Origin of the sequence: Paenibacillus ottowii, from assembly GCF_006874425.1 — a bacterium.
GTDB classification, from domain to species: domain Bacteria; phylum Bacillota; class Bacilli; order Paenibacillales; family Paenibacillaceae; genus Paenibacillus; species Paenibacillus ottowii.
In genome coordinates, this window is sequence record NZ_VIJZ01000005.1 from 72,570 (window position 1) to 86,689 (window position 14,120).

Annotated in this window: 17 protein-coding genes and 1 pseudogene; 8 read left to right on the plus strand and 10 right to left on the minus strand. The window is 44.2% G+C overall.

Annotated features, from left to right (window positions below):
- Positions 1–230 precede the first annotated feature (230 nt).
- The 3 genes from FKV70_RS13455 to FKV70_RS13465 are packed head-to-tail and all read left to right on the plus strand — an operon-like array spanning position 231 to position 2,666.
- Positions 231–1,316, plus strand: coding sequence for a WXG100 family type VII secretion target (locus FKV70_RS13455; protein WP_063208472.1), 1,086 nt, complete (start codon positions 231–233; stop codon positions 1,314–1,316).
- Between the two features lie 35 nt (positions 1,317–1,351).
- Positions 1,352–2,188 (plus strand): hypothetical protein, encoded by an 837-nt coding sequence (locus FKV70_RS13460; RefSeq protein ID WP_142613159.1) that lies wholly within the window; start codon positions 1,352–1,354, stop codon positions 2,186–2,188.
- Positions 2,181–2,666 (plus strand): DUF5381 family protein, encoded by a 486-nt coding sequence (locus FKV70_RS13465; RefSeq protein ID WP_142613160.1) that lies wholly within the window; start codon positions 2,181–2,183, stop codon positions 2,664–2,666. Before FKV70_RS13460 ends, FKV70_RS13465 begins: the two co-directional genes overlap by 8 nt.
- 83 nt (positions 2,667–2,749) lie before the next feature.
- On the opposite strand, the gene FKV70_RS13470 is transcribed toward FKV70_RS13465, so the two are convergent.
- On the minus strand, positions 2,750–2,932 hold the full coding sequence (locus FKV70_RS13470) for a hypothetical protein (protein WP_142613161.1): 183 nt from the start codon (positions 2,930–2,932) through the stop codon (positions 2,750–2,752).
- A 71-nt stretch (positions 2,933–3,003) separates the two neighbouring features.
- On the opposite strand from FKV70_RS13470, the gene FKV70_RS13475 reads away from it, so the two are divergent.
- Positions 3,004–3,561 carry a YdhK family protein gene (locus tag FKV70_RS13475; RefSeq protein ID WP_142613162.1) on the plus strand — a complete coding sequence of 186 codons (558 nt, stop codon included), beginning with the start codon at positions 3,004–3,006 and terminating at the stop codon, positions 3,559–3,561.
- Between the two features lie 171 nt (positions 3,562–3,732).
- Here FKV70_RS13475 and FKV70_RS13480 read toward each other — a convergent pair whose 3' ends face one another.
- The 3 genes from FKV70_RS13480 to FKV70_RS13490 are packed head-to-tail and all read right to left on the minus strand — an operon-like array spanning position 3,733 to position 5,052.
- Positions 3,733–3,963, minus strand: coding sequence for a hypothetical protein (locus FKV70_RS13480; RefSeq protein WP_244310737.1), 231 nt, complete (start codon positions 3,961–3,963; stop codon positions 3,733–3,735).
- Between the two features lie 13 nt (positions 3,964–3,976).
- The gene (locus FKV70_RS13485; protein ID WP_063208604.1) at positions 3,977–4,462 is read right to left on the minus strand and encodes a methylated-DNA--[protein]-cysteine S-methyltransferase; all 486 of its coding nucleotides are present in this window, start codon (positions 4,460–4,462) and stop codon (positions 3,977–3,979) included.
- A gap of 23 nt (positions 4,463–4,485) precedes the next feature.
- The gene (locus FKV70_RS13490) at positions 4,486–5,052 is read right to left on the minus strand and encodes a bifunctional transcriptional activator/DNA repair enzyme AdaA (RefSeq protein ID WP_082825200.1); all 567 of its coding nucleotides are present in this window, start codon (positions 5,050–5,052) and stop codon (positions 4,486–4,488) included.
- Positions 5,053–5,465: 413 nt separating this feature from the next.
- Between FKV70_RS13490 and FKV70_RS13495 the strand changes: the two genes are divergently transcribed.
- On the plus strand, positions 5,466–6,467 hold the full coding sequence (locus FKV70_RS13495) for a chitosanase (RefSeq protein WP_142613163.1): 1,002 nt from the start codon (positions 5,466–5,468) through the stop codon (positions 6,465–6,467).
- Between the two features lie 83 nt (positions 6,468–6,550).
- Here the strand turns inward: FKV70_RS13495 and FKV70_RS13500 are convergent, their stop codons facing one another.
- Complete coding sequence (locus FKV70_RS13500) at positions 6,551–6,763, minus strand: hypothetical protein (protein ID WP_142613164.1); 213 nt, start codon at positions 6,761–6,763, stop codon at positions 6,551–6,553.
- Between the two features lie 151 nt (positions 6,764–6,914).
- Here FKV70_RS13500 and FKV70_RS13505 point away from each other — a divergent pair, with 151 nt between their 5' ends.
- Entirely contained in the window at positions 6,915–7,094 is a 180-nt protein-coding gene (locus tag FKV70_RS13505) for a hypothetical protein (RefSeq protein ID WP_013311365.1), read from the plus strand.
- A 119-nt stretch (positions 7,095–7,213) separates the two neighbouring features.
- Here FKV70_RS13505 and FKV70_RS13510 read toward each other — a convergent pair whose 3' ends face one another.
- The 3 genes from FKV70_RS13510 to FKV70_RS13520 all read right to left on the minus strand — a co-directional run bounded on the left by FKV70_RS13510 (position 7,214) and on the right by FKV70_RS13520 (position 9,700).
- Positions 7,214–8,386 (minus strand): MFS transporter, encoded by a 1,173-nt coding sequence (locus tag FKV70_RS13510; RefSeq protein WP_063208456.1) that lies wholly within the window; start codon positions 8,384–8,386, stop codon positions 7,214–7,216.
- 78 nt (positions 8,387–8,464) lie between these two features.
- Positions 8,465–8,743, minus strand: coding sequence for an ArsR/SmtB family transcription factor (locus tag FKV70_RS13515; protein WP_063208454.1), 279 nt, complete (start codon positions 8,741–8,743; stop codon positions 8,465–8,467).
- Positions 8,744–8,962: 219 nt separating this feature from the next.
- On the minus strand, positions 8,963–9,700 hold the full coding sequence (locus FKV70_RS13520) for an SDR family oxidoreductase (protein ID WP_142613165.1): 738 nt from the start codon (positions 9,698–9,700) through the stop codon (positions 8,963–8,965).
- 278 nt (positions 9,701–9,978) lie between these two features.
- Between FKV70_RS13520 and FKV70_RS13525 the strand changes: the two genes are divergently transcribed.
- On the plus strand, positions 9,979–10,911 hold the full coding sequence (locus tag FKV70_RS13525) for an AraC family transcriptional regulator (protein WP_208738403.1): 933 nt from the start codon (positions 9,979–9,981) through the stop codon (positions 10,909–10,911).
- A gap of 118 nt (positions 10,912–11,029) precedes the next feature.
- Here FKV70_RS13525 and FKV70_RS13530 read toward each other — a convergent pair.
- Together FKV70_RS13530 and FKV70_RS13535 are read right to left on the minus strand one after the other, a co-directional pair.
- Positions 11,030–11,452: pseudogene (locus FKV70_RS13530) on the minus strand (hypothetical protein); the annotation flags it as partial.
- Between the two features lie 136 nt (positions 11,453–11,588).
- The gene (locus FKV70_RS13535) at positions 11,589–12,626 is read right to left on the minus strand and encodes a LacI family DNA-binding transcriptional regulator (RefSeq protein WP_063208450.1); all 1,038 of its coding nucleotides are present in this window, start codon (positions 12,624–12,626) and stop codon (positions 11,589–11,591) included.
- 341 nt (positions 12,627–12,967) lie between these two features.
- Here FKV70_RS13535 and FKV70_RS13540 point away from each other — a divergent pair, with 341 nt between their 5' ends.
- The gene (locus FKV70_RS13540; RefSeq protein WP_142613166.1) at positions 12,968–14,020 is read left to right on the plus strand and encodes a 2,3-butanediol dehydrogenase; all 1,053 of its coding nucleotides are present in this window, start codon (positions 12,968–12,970) and stop codon (positions 14,018–14,020) included.
- Positions 14,021–14,120 lie beyond the last annotated feature (100 nt).

A 14,120-nucleotide genomic window follows, 5' to 3' on the forward strand; every position in this document is an offset into this window, starting at 1 on the left:
CCCTCTCTTTCTTATGGGAATATCTACAAGAAAGAGAGGCTTTTTCTTTTTCATTATCGAAAACAAGTAAGAACTTCGGATCATAACAACTCCTACTATTCTCCCTGATATACTCTCATGAACTCATACAAATGACTTATTTTTTGCATAAACCCCCTCCTTTTTTTGCTAACTAACGCTAGAATCACTAAAATATTAAGTAATTATTTTAATCATCCGAGGTGGACATCATGGCTAAAATTATGGTTCCTCCTGAGAAACTAGAGGCGGTTTCCAGGCAGTTCGCACAGGCACGTGAGCTGGGGGCACAAATTTGCGGACAACTGTCACAGCAGATCCAAATGCTAGAAAATAGCTGGGCAGGAACGACACAGCAGCGCTTTTATCAGGATTTTCATAAAGCACGTGGACAAATGGACGCTTTCACTCAAACGGTTGGTTCTGTCAGCGCAGAGCTGCGTTCGATTGCAGTAAAATTCAAGGAAACAGATGCCCAAGCAGACACGGGGATTAACCAAGGCGATCAGAGCGGACAGATGAAGAGCAGTGAAGGAACAACTTCCGGAAAAAAAGGAAAAGATCCAGCAGATATAGCCATTAACAGCCTGTCAGAGGCCAACAAGTGGCGGGGGCAACTTGGCTTTGCCGGAACAGCGATTTATAGCGGTCTGGCTTCCACACTTGTACTCACCAAAACAGTAGAATTCAAGAAAAGCCTGAAAAATCCCACTCGGGCGGTTATACATAATGCGGCTTGGGTGAAAGGCAAGGGTAACAATGCTTTTATGCGTAATTTGGGCAAAAGCATAAACCGCCAATTCGCTAAACCAGGTATTGTGATGAAGGGCTTGAAAGGCTTTGATCGTTTAGCTGGGAAGCTACAAATGGGTAAGCTCGGCCTTGGATTTAACAAAGCCAATAGCTTTCCTCAGTGGACACGGAACGTCATCGCAGGGGTAGAAAAAGGCCGTTACGGCATAGCTACACGCCAAATTCCCGGCATGATCGCCAAAAAACTATACCCTATTAATGCCACCATGAATATTGTAGGCGAGGGAATCAACCTGGCTGGAAAATGGAAAAGCGGGACGCTTACCGGAACGGATGTGGCTGTATCCGCTTCTAACGTAGCGATTAAAACTGCCGCGACATATGGCGGTGCAGTTGTTTTGGGGTCCATAGGCGGTGCCATTGGCGGTCCGGTTGGTGCAGCCGTCGGTGCATACGTTGGCGGTACAGTGGGGAGCTGGGCAGGTGGAAAAGTCGCCAAATTCGCCGAAAAAGGGATACGCTGGGCCAGCAAGTTATTTAAATGATATATACACCTAACAGATGGAGAAGGAGCCTGACTATGGATAAACAAACGGTAATTTTAACGCTTGAGGAACTGGGCTTTGCCTTGACCGCACTGGGCGCAGAAGATATGGCTTCTGGTCTGCTCCAATCCTATTACGGGGAACTGACTGAAGATCGCTGGGAATTGCTTTTTCACGCTGCAACACATAGCCTGATATCCAAGGGTTTGATGGAACAGCGGGATGACGAACAACAGCAACTTGAATTTGATGAATTCATTGTTGATATGCTGGCTCATCTGGCACAAAGCCGTCAGATGCTGCGTGGATACAAAGAGCAGCAGGACAAGCAAAATACATTAACGATACACCATGGAAACGAACGTTTTCTATATCATTTTTCCAGCCACAATGAACTCCATTTCTTTCGCTGGTCTTCCCCAGAAGACTGGCATCACGACATTGATCAATTGTTTGGTCTGTCGGCTTCCAGCTTCAATGCCCACAACCAATACGTCGATTTGACAGAAGAGCAGTGGAATGAGCTGACCTCATCCAACTTCACAATGCAGCAATTGGCAACATGGAAGCTTCAAGTGTCGGATCAACTAATGATACAAGACTGGCGAGAGGATTTTAATCGAAATCACTGCAGCCTGGATAATTTGAGCCAGATGGTATACACAGATACAGATAAAGAGGGGCCTTCCGTTACAAATCTGCTATTTGTTCTTACAGGAACGAATCATGTGTGGGTTGTAAGAAATACAGAACTGGATATGCAGGCCACCCCACGTCTGCGCATTGAAAGTGTGACCGAAGCTGACTGGAGAGAACGGATCACTCACTTCATTCAGGCGTTTGTACCCGACGAGGCGGTATTCCGTGGATAAAATTGTATACCGCAGATCTTTGGCATTTTGGAAAGCTTTGGGTAGCTTGATGTTTGTGCTGATTTGTCTGTTTCTGCTGCTGCTCATTTTTATCGACGAAGATATCTCTGCTCTGCAAATCTTTTTCTTTATTACGTCCGCTATGGTCGGAATCCCTTTTTTCGGAAGTTATTTGGTAGTTTGTTTGAGCAGAACACTTCGCAAGAATACCTTCCTGTTCATCTTTGACGAACATAGTATTTCCGATGGTGTCCGAACTGTTCCGTGGTCTGCAATCACTAAAGTCGAATTCGAGGGAGCGTCCATTCGCAAATGGCTGCGTCCTCGCTTCCCCGCCTTTATTTTTCACTTGAATGATCGCAGCACCTGGGAAGTGAGCACCGATTATGTGCTGAACGATATGGAGCTGAATCAGACAAACAAACAACTTCGAAGTCTCATTAATCAGTATGGCAAGCCGAAAACCAAACGTTCCTGAACATTGCCATGGTTGCAGCCAAACAATTTCCTTGCCCTGAGGATGACCCTTATAAAAAATCCCATTCGCATTCCGGGTCATCTTTATCCCTTCGATTTGTGCTCTTTAACCTGCGATTCCTTCTTCCATGGCTCCATAACGCCTATACTCAAAAAGCCTTCACCAATAGCAACCGCAACATGCGCCTCGTCCAATAAAAAGTTTGCAAAGGTAGTCGATGCAGGTCCCTTCGGCATCAGCTGACCCGATTTCCAGGTTTGTGACATATTTTCGTTTCGCAAATACCCCTATGGGGTATAATTGAAATGAAAATACAATCTTAAAGGAGCTATTGAATATGAGAAAACAATGGGCTTTGCTTGCTGGTGCAGTCATGATTATTTTGAGCGGGTGCGGAAACAGTAACACGCCGAACCAGGAGCATACGACAAACAGCAGTCAACAGCACGATACATCGGAAATGAACCACTCCACTTCCAGTGAGCTTCCTGCCGGACTACAAGAAGCTGAACATCCAGCCTTCAAAGTTGGCAGCCAAGCGATTATCCGAGCTGACCATATGCCAGGCATGAACGGCGCTAAGGCCACGATCGTGGGTGCTTATTCGACTACTGCTTATACAGTCTCTTATACTCCAACGATTGGAGGAGAAAAAGTGACTAATCATAAGTGGGTTATTCATGAAGAGATTAAGGATGCAGGCAGCGAGCCCTATACACCGGGAACGGAAGTTATCTTGGCGGCAGATCATATGAAGGGGATGGATGGGGCTAAGGCTACCATAGATTCCGCCGAACCAACGACCGTATATATGGTAGATTACACGCCGACTACAGGAGGAGAGCCGGTCAAGAATCATAAATGGGTGACGGAGAGTGAGCTTTCAGCCAATTAAAACTCTTGTATCACTGGTTGCTTATGACCACCAAAGGGAGCCGGCAATGGCTCCCTTTGTACGGATGGATTGGGGTTTTGACGTGTTCATATTTATTTCCTTGGAGTCAGTTGATTTAACGCGGCATACGCAGAATGGCTGCCTTCAGTGCCTTAATCCCTTCTTCGCTTTTTAAATAATCCGACGGGGTTTCGTGCCAAGTGCGGGGACCTCCAGATCCATCCAAGTCAGCAAATATTCGCCCATGTCAGGCAGCAGCACAATCTGAATCTCCTTTGGAATATGACTTTGGGCCACCTTTGCCCTTATCGCCGGATCTACCTGATCATATCGCTCCTGATAGATCTGGACCATGTGGGCCCAGCTTTCCGGTTTAAACTCTTTCAAATATATCTCTCTCATCCATGAACCCTCCTTATGATCCCAGACAACGCTTCTCGTGCTGGAGCAACCATTCTTTTCTCCATAGGCCCCCTGCATAGCCAGTTAGTTTCTGGTTGGACCCAATAATTCGGTGACATGGAATCACAATGCTCAGCTTATTTTTGCCATTCGCACTGCCAACGGCTCGGATCGCTTTTTCATTTCCAATAGCAAGAGCAATATCTTTATAAGCTGTCGTTTTACCATAACCCACGTTCACCAGCGCATTCCATACTTTTTGCTGGAAGTCTGTACCTTCATAAGCATAAGGAAACGAAAACTCAAAGCGCTCGCCTTTAAAATACTCGTCAAGCTGGCTGGCGCATTCCTTTAATACTTGGACTGGAGCCTCTTCTATAACCCTCGTTGAAGGCTCATTCCGATTAGAGAACATAATAGAATAGACCGCCTCATGGGTGCCCTGTATCTCTATCTCTCCAATCGGTGATACATAACTCAATGCATATAACTTGCTCATCAAAGGATACTCACCTTCCATTTCTAATTCCTATTCTTGTGCAACTTTCTATACTCACTAGGAGAACATTGGTTCAAGCTGCGAAACGACTTATAAAAATTAGAGGGGCTTTGGAAGCCGGTCTCATAGCAAATTTCAAGATTCGTAAGATCTGTACTTTTAAGAAGGTAAGCTGCCTTATCTACTCTTATTTTTTCCAAATACGTACGCGGGGTTTCAGAGGTTTCCTGTTTAAAAATCCGATCCAAATAAAAAGGGCTTATTCCAACATAGTCCGCAATATCCTGCAATACTAGTTTTTCTTTATAATGATTGATTAAAAAAGCAACTACCTTCTGGACAAGCCTGATATACGGCGAATGTTCTGTATGAGGCTGGCATCTTTTGCAAGCGCGAAAACCTGCTTTTTCCACGGTGTTTACATCCAAGTAAAACTCGACATTGATTTTTTTCGGCTTTCGGGATCGACAGGAAGGTCGGCAATATATGCGGGTTGTTTTTACAGCGGTAAAAAACAACCCGTCATATTTACGATCACATGCTATAATTTTTTCCCACATTTCTTCAAAGGAAAGACTAAGGTGAGCCATGATCGAACATTCCATCCTTTCTTTAGTTCATACTCATCTAGTTCAGGATTTTGCAAAATCCTCATATAAATGTGATGTATTTGGTGATATATCTCATTCTAACAAGAGGCTGTATTGGTTTCGTCCTCATTCTTGCGTTTATGGTCTGTGTTAATCTAATTAAAAAACAGAAGATTTGGGCCTATGTATCTAATTGCAACTCACAAAATTGGAATAAAAATGGTTATTCAAGCGCTGTTCTATCCTATGTTTCTTATCTATAATCTTACTAAATCAATTCGAGTTAGATGCTAATCTACGCTGAGGTTTAAAAGTGTAGTTGGTGTTGCTACTTACTACTGACACAGCATCACTTTTTCTAGTTGTAACATTTCTTTTAGCCTTTCACAATTACATTATTAAGGAGGAGCTATATGTTTAAAATCAGCAATAAACTCATTTCCCATAAAACGAAGTTTTTTATGATATTGCTAAGCTTTTCTGTAATCGCCTCATTCTCTAGCTTGTACGGCCCCTCGCCTGCCAAGGCTCTTGCTGAAGAGAACGGAACACCATTACAGGAAACAACTGAAGCAAATATACAGCAAATCCCCACCACCAGCGAGGATACTACTAGCCAAACAGCGGTTACAGCTATTGATCATGATGCTAATTTCTCCCCTTCAACACTTCAGTTTCTGAAGGACAATACAGGACTCGACGGTGAGCAATGGGATAATATTATGAAGCTAGTGAACAAGCCAGAGCAGGATTCTTTAAAATGGACTGAGTTCTATGGCTATGTTGAAGATATTGGCGATGATCGTGGATATACCATTGGTATTTTCGGAGCAACAACAGGCGGTTCCAATGATACGGGACCAGATGGCCCCGCCTTATTCAAAGCTTTTGATGCTGCTAGTGGAGCTAGCAATCCTTCTATTGTAGGTGGACTAGCACGTGCTGGACTGAAGGGAAAAATGAGTGGCTCGATTCTAAAACTTAGCGATACCGATAGTGTAATCAAAAAGAAGATCAAGGCTCTCCAAAATAATGAAGCTTGGAGAGAGGCCATGTGGCGTACGTTTTATGACACCTATATCGAATATAGTGTGCAGCAAGCCCAAAAACGCGGATTTAATACTGCTTTGACGATTGGATCATTTGTCGACACAGCACTCAATCAAGGCGCTACGGGTGATTATGGTAGTCTTGAAGGAGTCCTCTCACGTTCCGGCAATAGTACAAATGAAAAGACGTTCATGACAAACTTCTATGCTAAACGTACATTGGTTGTCGATACCAACGATTATAACCAACCTCCTAATGGTAAGAATCGGGTGAAACAATGGAGTTCTCTTTTAGCTTCTGGCGAAACAGATCTTAAGAACGCAGATGCAGCCATAATCAAAGTAACAAGTTGGGAAATGAAGTAAATCATCATATACGTAATAAGGAGAGCATATCGAATGCCCTCCTTTTTTTATTTTCATGAAATTAACATACCATTCATTCTGCCTCACAGCCCTTCTAATCGTTCTATATGTAGGTCGGTGTACAAAAAGAAAAACTGCTCCAAAAGCCCGAAAGTTGCAAGCCCCTGAAGCAGTCTTGTAAAATGTTTATTGTGTCGAATGGAGTCTGTTAGATGATTCGATAGCCGACAGGCACCCACATCATTCCCGCGAATCAGATCATCCAGGTCGGCGATGCTGTGGTTGCCTCTATACACACGAAAGTTACCTCTAAACCGCGTGCCGGTAAAGAGTACAAGTGTAGCTTTGCTGCTGGTAAAAAAGAAACGTAGACTTGAAAAAGGAACATATGTTCTGTATAATTTAGCTTAGTAATTTGGAAAATCCTGAACTAACGGAGATGCAGACATGGACGATAAGTTTATTGAGGAACTACGTGAAATTAGCAGAAACGATAAGCGAAGATCCGAATTTCTGATTAAGGGGATGAAGGAAACGCTTCAGGAAAGAAAAGAAAAAAACTTTATCGAAAGATGGATTTGGCGGCAAAAGAATAAGAAGCTTATAGCACGGAAGTTTAAATCCTAGTAGAGATATAACAGCAGCACTTCGAAGAACTCAAACGAGCATATGATTGCTCTTTCAGATCAAAGGAGGCCGCAATGTCACCTTCATCACTGGGCCTCCTCTTCACTTATCTATACACTTTACTCCGTAACACCTACTTGCGATTGAACTGAGAATCTTCGTATAAGTAAATACGTAGCCACAATAGCGATACCGACTCCGGCTGCTCCAAACCAGGTGATGGAGGCCAGGGAAACCTGACCAACAACTACACCGCCAATTCCGGCCCCGGCTGCCATAGCAAGCTGCATAGTAGACTGGTTGAGACTCAGCATTACACCTGAAGATTCCGGTACAAGAGTGACCAAGTTATATTGTTGAGTAGGTCCCGTTGTCCACGCTGCGAACGACCATAGGATCAATAAAGCAAATAATGTAATCAGGGAATGCGCGGCAAAAGGAATTAAGAGTAACGAAATACCGTGCAATATCATACCTCCTAATAATGTAAAGGGTATACCCTTTTTATCCGCGCTGTATCCACCGATTTTTGACCCGATCAGGCTGGCGATCCCGAAAACAAGTAATACTGAGCTTAGCATATCCTCTCCTACACCTGATACATTCAACAAGTACGGTGAGATGTAAGTATACGCGAGTGAATAACCTCCTACCCAAAAGAAGGTGATGCCTAATCCCAAAGCAACTTCAGGCTTTTTCAGAAGAGCAAACTGCTGTAGTAAGGGTACAGGTTGATCTCCTTTCAAGCGGGGAAGCGTCATTGCAATAACAATTAGGGCAATAATTCCTGTCAATGCGATACCAAGAAATACGGTTTTCCAACCAAATGCAGAAGAGATCATTCTCCCAAGCGGCACCCCGATAATCAGCGAGGCTGTAAAACCCATAGTGACTGTAGCAATAGAACTAGCTTGCTTGCCGGCTGGGGCTATTTTTGCAGCAATGCTCAGTGCAGTAACCACGACCATCCCCGCCCCGAGGGCCATCAGAATACGGGCAGCAATAAACATTCCAAAACCTGGAAGAGCAAAAGAGAGCACATTGGCTACTGCAAATAATCCGAGGGAACTCAAAAGCAGCTTGCGTCTGTCCCATTTAGCGGTTACTGCCATCAGAATCGGCGTGCCAATCGCGTAAGCAAGAGAAAAGACAGTAATCAGCTGCCCCGCTGCGGGCACCGTAATCCCCATGGTTGTTGCAATCCGATCCAAAATACCTGAGATAATGTACTCAGATGTGCCTACCAAAAAACTGACAATGGCCAAAATGTATACCTTCCACGTGCTCTGCATTTTAAAAAACGCCTCTTTTCTTTCAGTATTTTTATATTTTTATATTTTTACAAATATCGAAATTAAAACTAAAAAAAATTATGTTAATAGGAACGGGGCATATTTCTGTGCTGCTTCCACATCCAAGCTGTAATAAATAAACGTTCCTTCTTTGCGGTATGTGAGCAGTCCCGATTCTGCCATTTGCTTCAAATGGTGTGATAGCGTTGAAATCGCCACACTGTTCAGCTTCTCGCCCAGCACAGAGCAGCATTGACCACTTTCCTCTTTTAGCAGAAGTGCTATCTTGAGACGAGTTGGTTCTCCAAGTGCTTTATATATTTTTACAGCTTGCTGCATCTCTGTTGTCTCTTTCACCCTGTTCGTCCCCCTTCAGTCCCAGTCTTAATTTCGATGTTTGTCGAAATTAACTTAACACAAACTTTAGTAAAAGTAAACTCGCTTATTTTAAAATCACATTTCCTTCTACTCTGCACGTGATCCTCTTTTTCATCTCATAAATAAACCCCATCCTTACAGGATGGGGAAAATGTTTCTAGAGGCAAAGAATAAAATCACGGATTTCATTGCATGAGGTTAGTTCGGACTTGCCGTGGGTCTGACAATGATTTCATTCACATCTACATCTGCTGGCTGCTCCATGGCATATAGAATGGAACGAGCGATCGCATCCGGTGAAATCGAAATACGTCGGTATTCTATCATTCCCTGCCGAGCCTCTTCATCTGAAATACTGTCGGCAAGCTCGGATTCGGTTACTCCTGGTGATACCAGTGTTACACGAATATCTCCTCCAACCTCCATACGCAAACCCTCAGAAATCGCCCGAACCGCATACTTCGTTGCGCAGTATACTGCTGCAGTCGGTGTTACACTATACGCGCCGATAGAGGCAATATTGATAAACTGACCAAAGCCTTGCTTTTTCATAATGGGAAGACCTGCCGCAATTCCATGCAGAACACCCCGTATATTTACATCAATCATGCGATCCCACTCTTCTACCTTCAGGGCTTCCAATTTCGAAAGAGGCATCACTCCCGCATTGTTCAAGATTACATCCACACGCCCGAATCTTTTTTCCGCAAATTTGATGAACGTGTCCATCTGATCCCTCTTCGTTACATCCAGTTGCTGATAATCTGCCGTTCCACCTTTTGAACGAATCTCCGAAGTCAGCGCTTCCAATCGTTCCGTACGTCTGGCCCCTAATACCACATGAGCCCCATAATGAGCAAGTAAACGGGCAGTAGCCTCACCGATTCCACTGCTTGCTCCTGTAATTGCTACGACTTTTCCTTTAATATTCAACATGCTTGTTCCTCCTCTAGTTCAAAATATCACTGAAGCAGATGACTCTTCATTTCTTTGCACTTCTAATTTTTTCTCCATTGCTCATGAGGTGTTGTACCTGCATCTTATTATGAGAGGAATATCCATCACACTGGTAGAAAAATCAGAGCAAATTATTGCCTAATCCTCCAAAGACAATTAATATGAATTCAAATTCATATCCAAAAACAAAGCCCGTCTTAGAGTGTCATTAGCTATTAAAAAAGTGATGATTAGCATATGGTGAAGAAGGGAGAGACATGGTGAAAACGACCGAAATTGAGCATTCTACTATAGAAAAACAAGCCGAATTGGCAAGGCTCATAGAACGATTTTCAAGTCAAGACGGAGTTCATGCTACAGACATATCTTCGCTTTACTTCATCCGAAGTTCAAATACAACCGTCCCGATTTACCAAGTCCATGAACCCGCCTTATGTATTGTGGCACAGGGAAAAAAAGTCGTGATGCTCGCAGAGGAAAGTCACCATTACGGCATATCCGACTACCTCGTGGTATCGGTGGATCTACCCATTTCCGGGCAGATCATACAAGCATCTGCTGAAGCTCCTTATTTGTGTCTTAGACTCAATTTTGATCCACATCAGGTTTTGGATCTGATCAACGAACCTGCTTGCTCTGCAAACCCAAGCACGGGTTCCAGACGTGGCTTGTATGTAAGCCAAACCAACCTCCCGCTGCTGGATGCCGTGGTAAGGCTCGTGCGTCTTTTGGAAAATCCGCAGGACGTTGCAGTGCTGGCTCCGTTAGTCATTCGTGAGATACTGTATAGGATTTTACAGGGGAATCAGGGGGAATCCTTAAAACAACTGGTCATGACCGGCAGCCATTCCAACCGCATTACAGAAGTCATACAGCGGATTAAACAGGATTATGATAAGCCGTTGCGAATTGAAGAATTGTCCCAGCTGGCTAATATGAGTCCTTCGTCGCTACATCGTCATTTTAAAGAGGTTACGGCTATGAGCCCCATGCAATATCAAAAACAATTACGTCTGCAAGAGGCCCGTCGTCTGCTGTTATCTGCATCAGCGGATGCAGCAGATATCGGTTTTCAGGTAGGTTATGAGAGTCCCTCACAATTCAGTCGTGAATACGCCCGCTTGTTCGGTCTGCCTCCCATTAGTGACATCAAGCGCTTGCGTAGAGATCAAGGTCACTGGTCCTATTAGTACTAACCCCAATTTATAAGGACATGTATTCAAACCGCACAAAACAGCCGCTCCTCCAGTAGAGAAGCGGCTGTTGATTTATATCTGCTATGCAATGCACAAGGTCACTTTTTCAGCATCAATACGGATCATCGAGCTTGGCGAACAGGGCACGAATAACATCCTTCTCTGCCGGAGTAAGCTGCTGTCCTGCCTGCCATTGCTGAATCTCTTTCTTGACTTCCTTGGAGTCTCTATAGCTGAGAGCATACCCGATGCCACCTATACCATGTACACGGTTGGTTTTGTCCATATTTGCCAATGCTCGGATCATCGTAGTTTTGTCCCTTGTAAACAAATCTCCCATAAGTGCATCATAGCTTTCAGTCAGCGCTCCGTCCAAGCCAGCAGTGCCCTTGATCACATTCGGGAAACTTTCCGAAGGAATCAAAGCGCGCTGCTTATACAAATAATCGATAATTTCCATGCTTCGATGTTCACTAATTTCGTTCATCTTCCCCCAATGGATACCTGCCAAATGGTCCGTAATATGACGTACTTTGGTGTAGTACAAGCTCCAGAAACGAACACGCTACCTTTTGACATGAACCCACTCTCCTATTCATATCCATTACGCCTAGCCTGCAGCTACCCATCCATGGATATAACGGAGTAGAGATTGGAGCTAGACTTATCTTCTACTCATCATGTCCAACCGTAGGCTTACGGATCACAGAGACGCTGGATTCTCTGACAATCAGGCGAGGCTCGAACTGTACACGCTCATAATCTCCCACGGTCTGTTCCTGAATTCGCTTAAGCAGCAGCTCCGCAGCCAAGCGTGCCACCTCTTCCCCCATGATGGAGACTGAGCTGATCTGCGGAGTCGTTACCGTAGCCCACAGATTATTATCAATACCAACCACCGCAACCTCTTGCGGTACTTTTACACCCAAATCCTTAAAACGGTTCACGATTCCTATCGCCACCATATCATTAACTGCATAAATCGCATCTGGCATATTTTTTAAACTATAAAAATAATCGGCTGCCCGCAGTCCTGTCTCGAAGGAGAAATCATCGCCAAAATACACGAGTGAAGGGTTCACGTGCTGGAGGGACTGCTCGTAAGCGAAATATCTCTCCTCGATTTTATCCTTCGCCGCGCCTGCATAAGCAATTCTTGTTCTCCCGATTTTAAGCAAATGCTCCATCACGAGTCTTCCCTCTTGCCGGGCCAGACTGACGATATCCGCTTTGACGTCTTCACCCAGCTTCTTGCCATAGTTAATAATCGACACCGGAACGCTGGCTTTATTAATCAGGTCTACCAGCATTTTAGGATATGCAAGCGGCATAATGATAAGCCCGTCTACATGCAGCTTCTTAACCTCACGCACCGTTTCAAGCTCCATCCTGGCATTCCCGGCCGTATTAATTTGCACGACACGATAACCATGCTGCTTGGCAGCCTGTTCTACAGACCAAGCAATCTCTGGAATGATCGCGTTCCGGATATCCGGTACAGCCAGCGCAATTTGCCGTGTTTGCCGCACCTTTAGACTTTGAGCTGAGGTGTTGGGTGTAAAACCCATTTCTTCAATTACTTGCAAAATAAATGCCTTCGTCTTGGGACTGATGCCCTCGCTATCATTAATAGCCCTGGAGACAGTTGCAATACCAACCCCTGCCCGCTTGGCTACATCCTCTATGGTTACTTTCTTTTGCTCTGACACACCCAAAATCCTTTCACGCTCGGAATCGTTTTCTCTCTATGCACATAAACTTTCTAATATAGTTATTATACCACAGAATGGGTCTCTAAAAATTGAATTCGTTTTCTTCTAGCCTCTGCTTCACCTGCAAAATTCGCAAAAATTCTTTTGTACTAAGCAACGAGTCAAATATAGCGCCATAGTCACAAGTGATTATATTCACAAAAAAATCAAGTGCTTTTTGCATTATTTTGGTTTGACAATGTGTAAAAATTGTGACATATTATTTTTCGGAAACGTTTCCTTATTCATTTACTTTTATAGCGGCAATGATCATATAATCATCAAGGAGATGACAAGACATGCAAGCATTGAGATGGCATGGAGTAAAAGACTTACGTTTGGAAAACATTGAGCAGCCCGCTGCTCTTCCAGGAAAAGTAAAGATCAAAGTAGAATGGTGTGGCATTTGCGGAAGCGATCTTCACGAATATGTAGCAGGACCAATCTTCATTCCTGAAAATGCTCAGCATCCACTGACTGGCGAAAAAGCTCCGATCGTGATGGGACATGAATTTTCTGGACAGGTCGTTGAAATCGGTGAAGGCGTAACCAAGATTCAGGTTGGCGACCGTGTAGTCGTAGAACCTGTATTTGCATGTGGAAAATGCGATGCATGTAAACAAGGAAAGTATAACCTTTGCGATAAAATGGGCTTCCTCGGTTTGGCAGGCGGCGGCGGTGGATTTTCTGAATATGTGGCTGCTGACGAGCACATGGTTCACAAAATTCCAGAAAGCGTATCTTTCGAGCAAGGCGCTTTGGTAGAGCCTTCGGCCGTTGCTTTGTATGCTGTACGTCAAAGCCAATTGAAAGTCGGCGATAAAGCTGTCGTATTTGGCGCTGGTCCTATCGGCTTGCTCGTGATTGAAGCATTGAAAGCTTCGGGCGCATCTGAGATTTATGCAGTAGAGCTTTCCGAAGAGCGTAAAGCCAAAGCTGCAGAACTGGGTGCTATCGTGCTTGATCCTAAAACTTATGATGTGGTGGAAGAGCTGCACAAACGCACCAACGGCGGCGTAGACGTAGCTTATGAAGTCACTGGAGTACCTCCTGTGCTGACTCAAGCAATTGAATCCACTAAAATCAGCGGACAAATCATGATCGTCAGCATTTTTGAAAAAGAAGCTCCAATTAAACCGAACAATATTGTCATGAAGGAACGCAATCTGACTGGTATTATCGGCTACCGCGATGTATTCCCAGCTGTGATCAGCTTGATGGAAAAGGGATATTTCCCTGCTGACAAGCTTGTAACCAAACGTATCAAGCTCGAAGAAGTGATCGAGCAAGGCTTTGAAGGTCTCCTGAAAGAGAAAAATCAGGTTAAAATCCTGGTATCTCCGCAATCCTAATATCGAAAAAAACAGATGTCTGCCCTGTGCAGGCATCTTTTATTATAAAACCAGGTTGCACGGCAAGAGTTCATGTAAATGAAAAGACAAAACAGCGCTC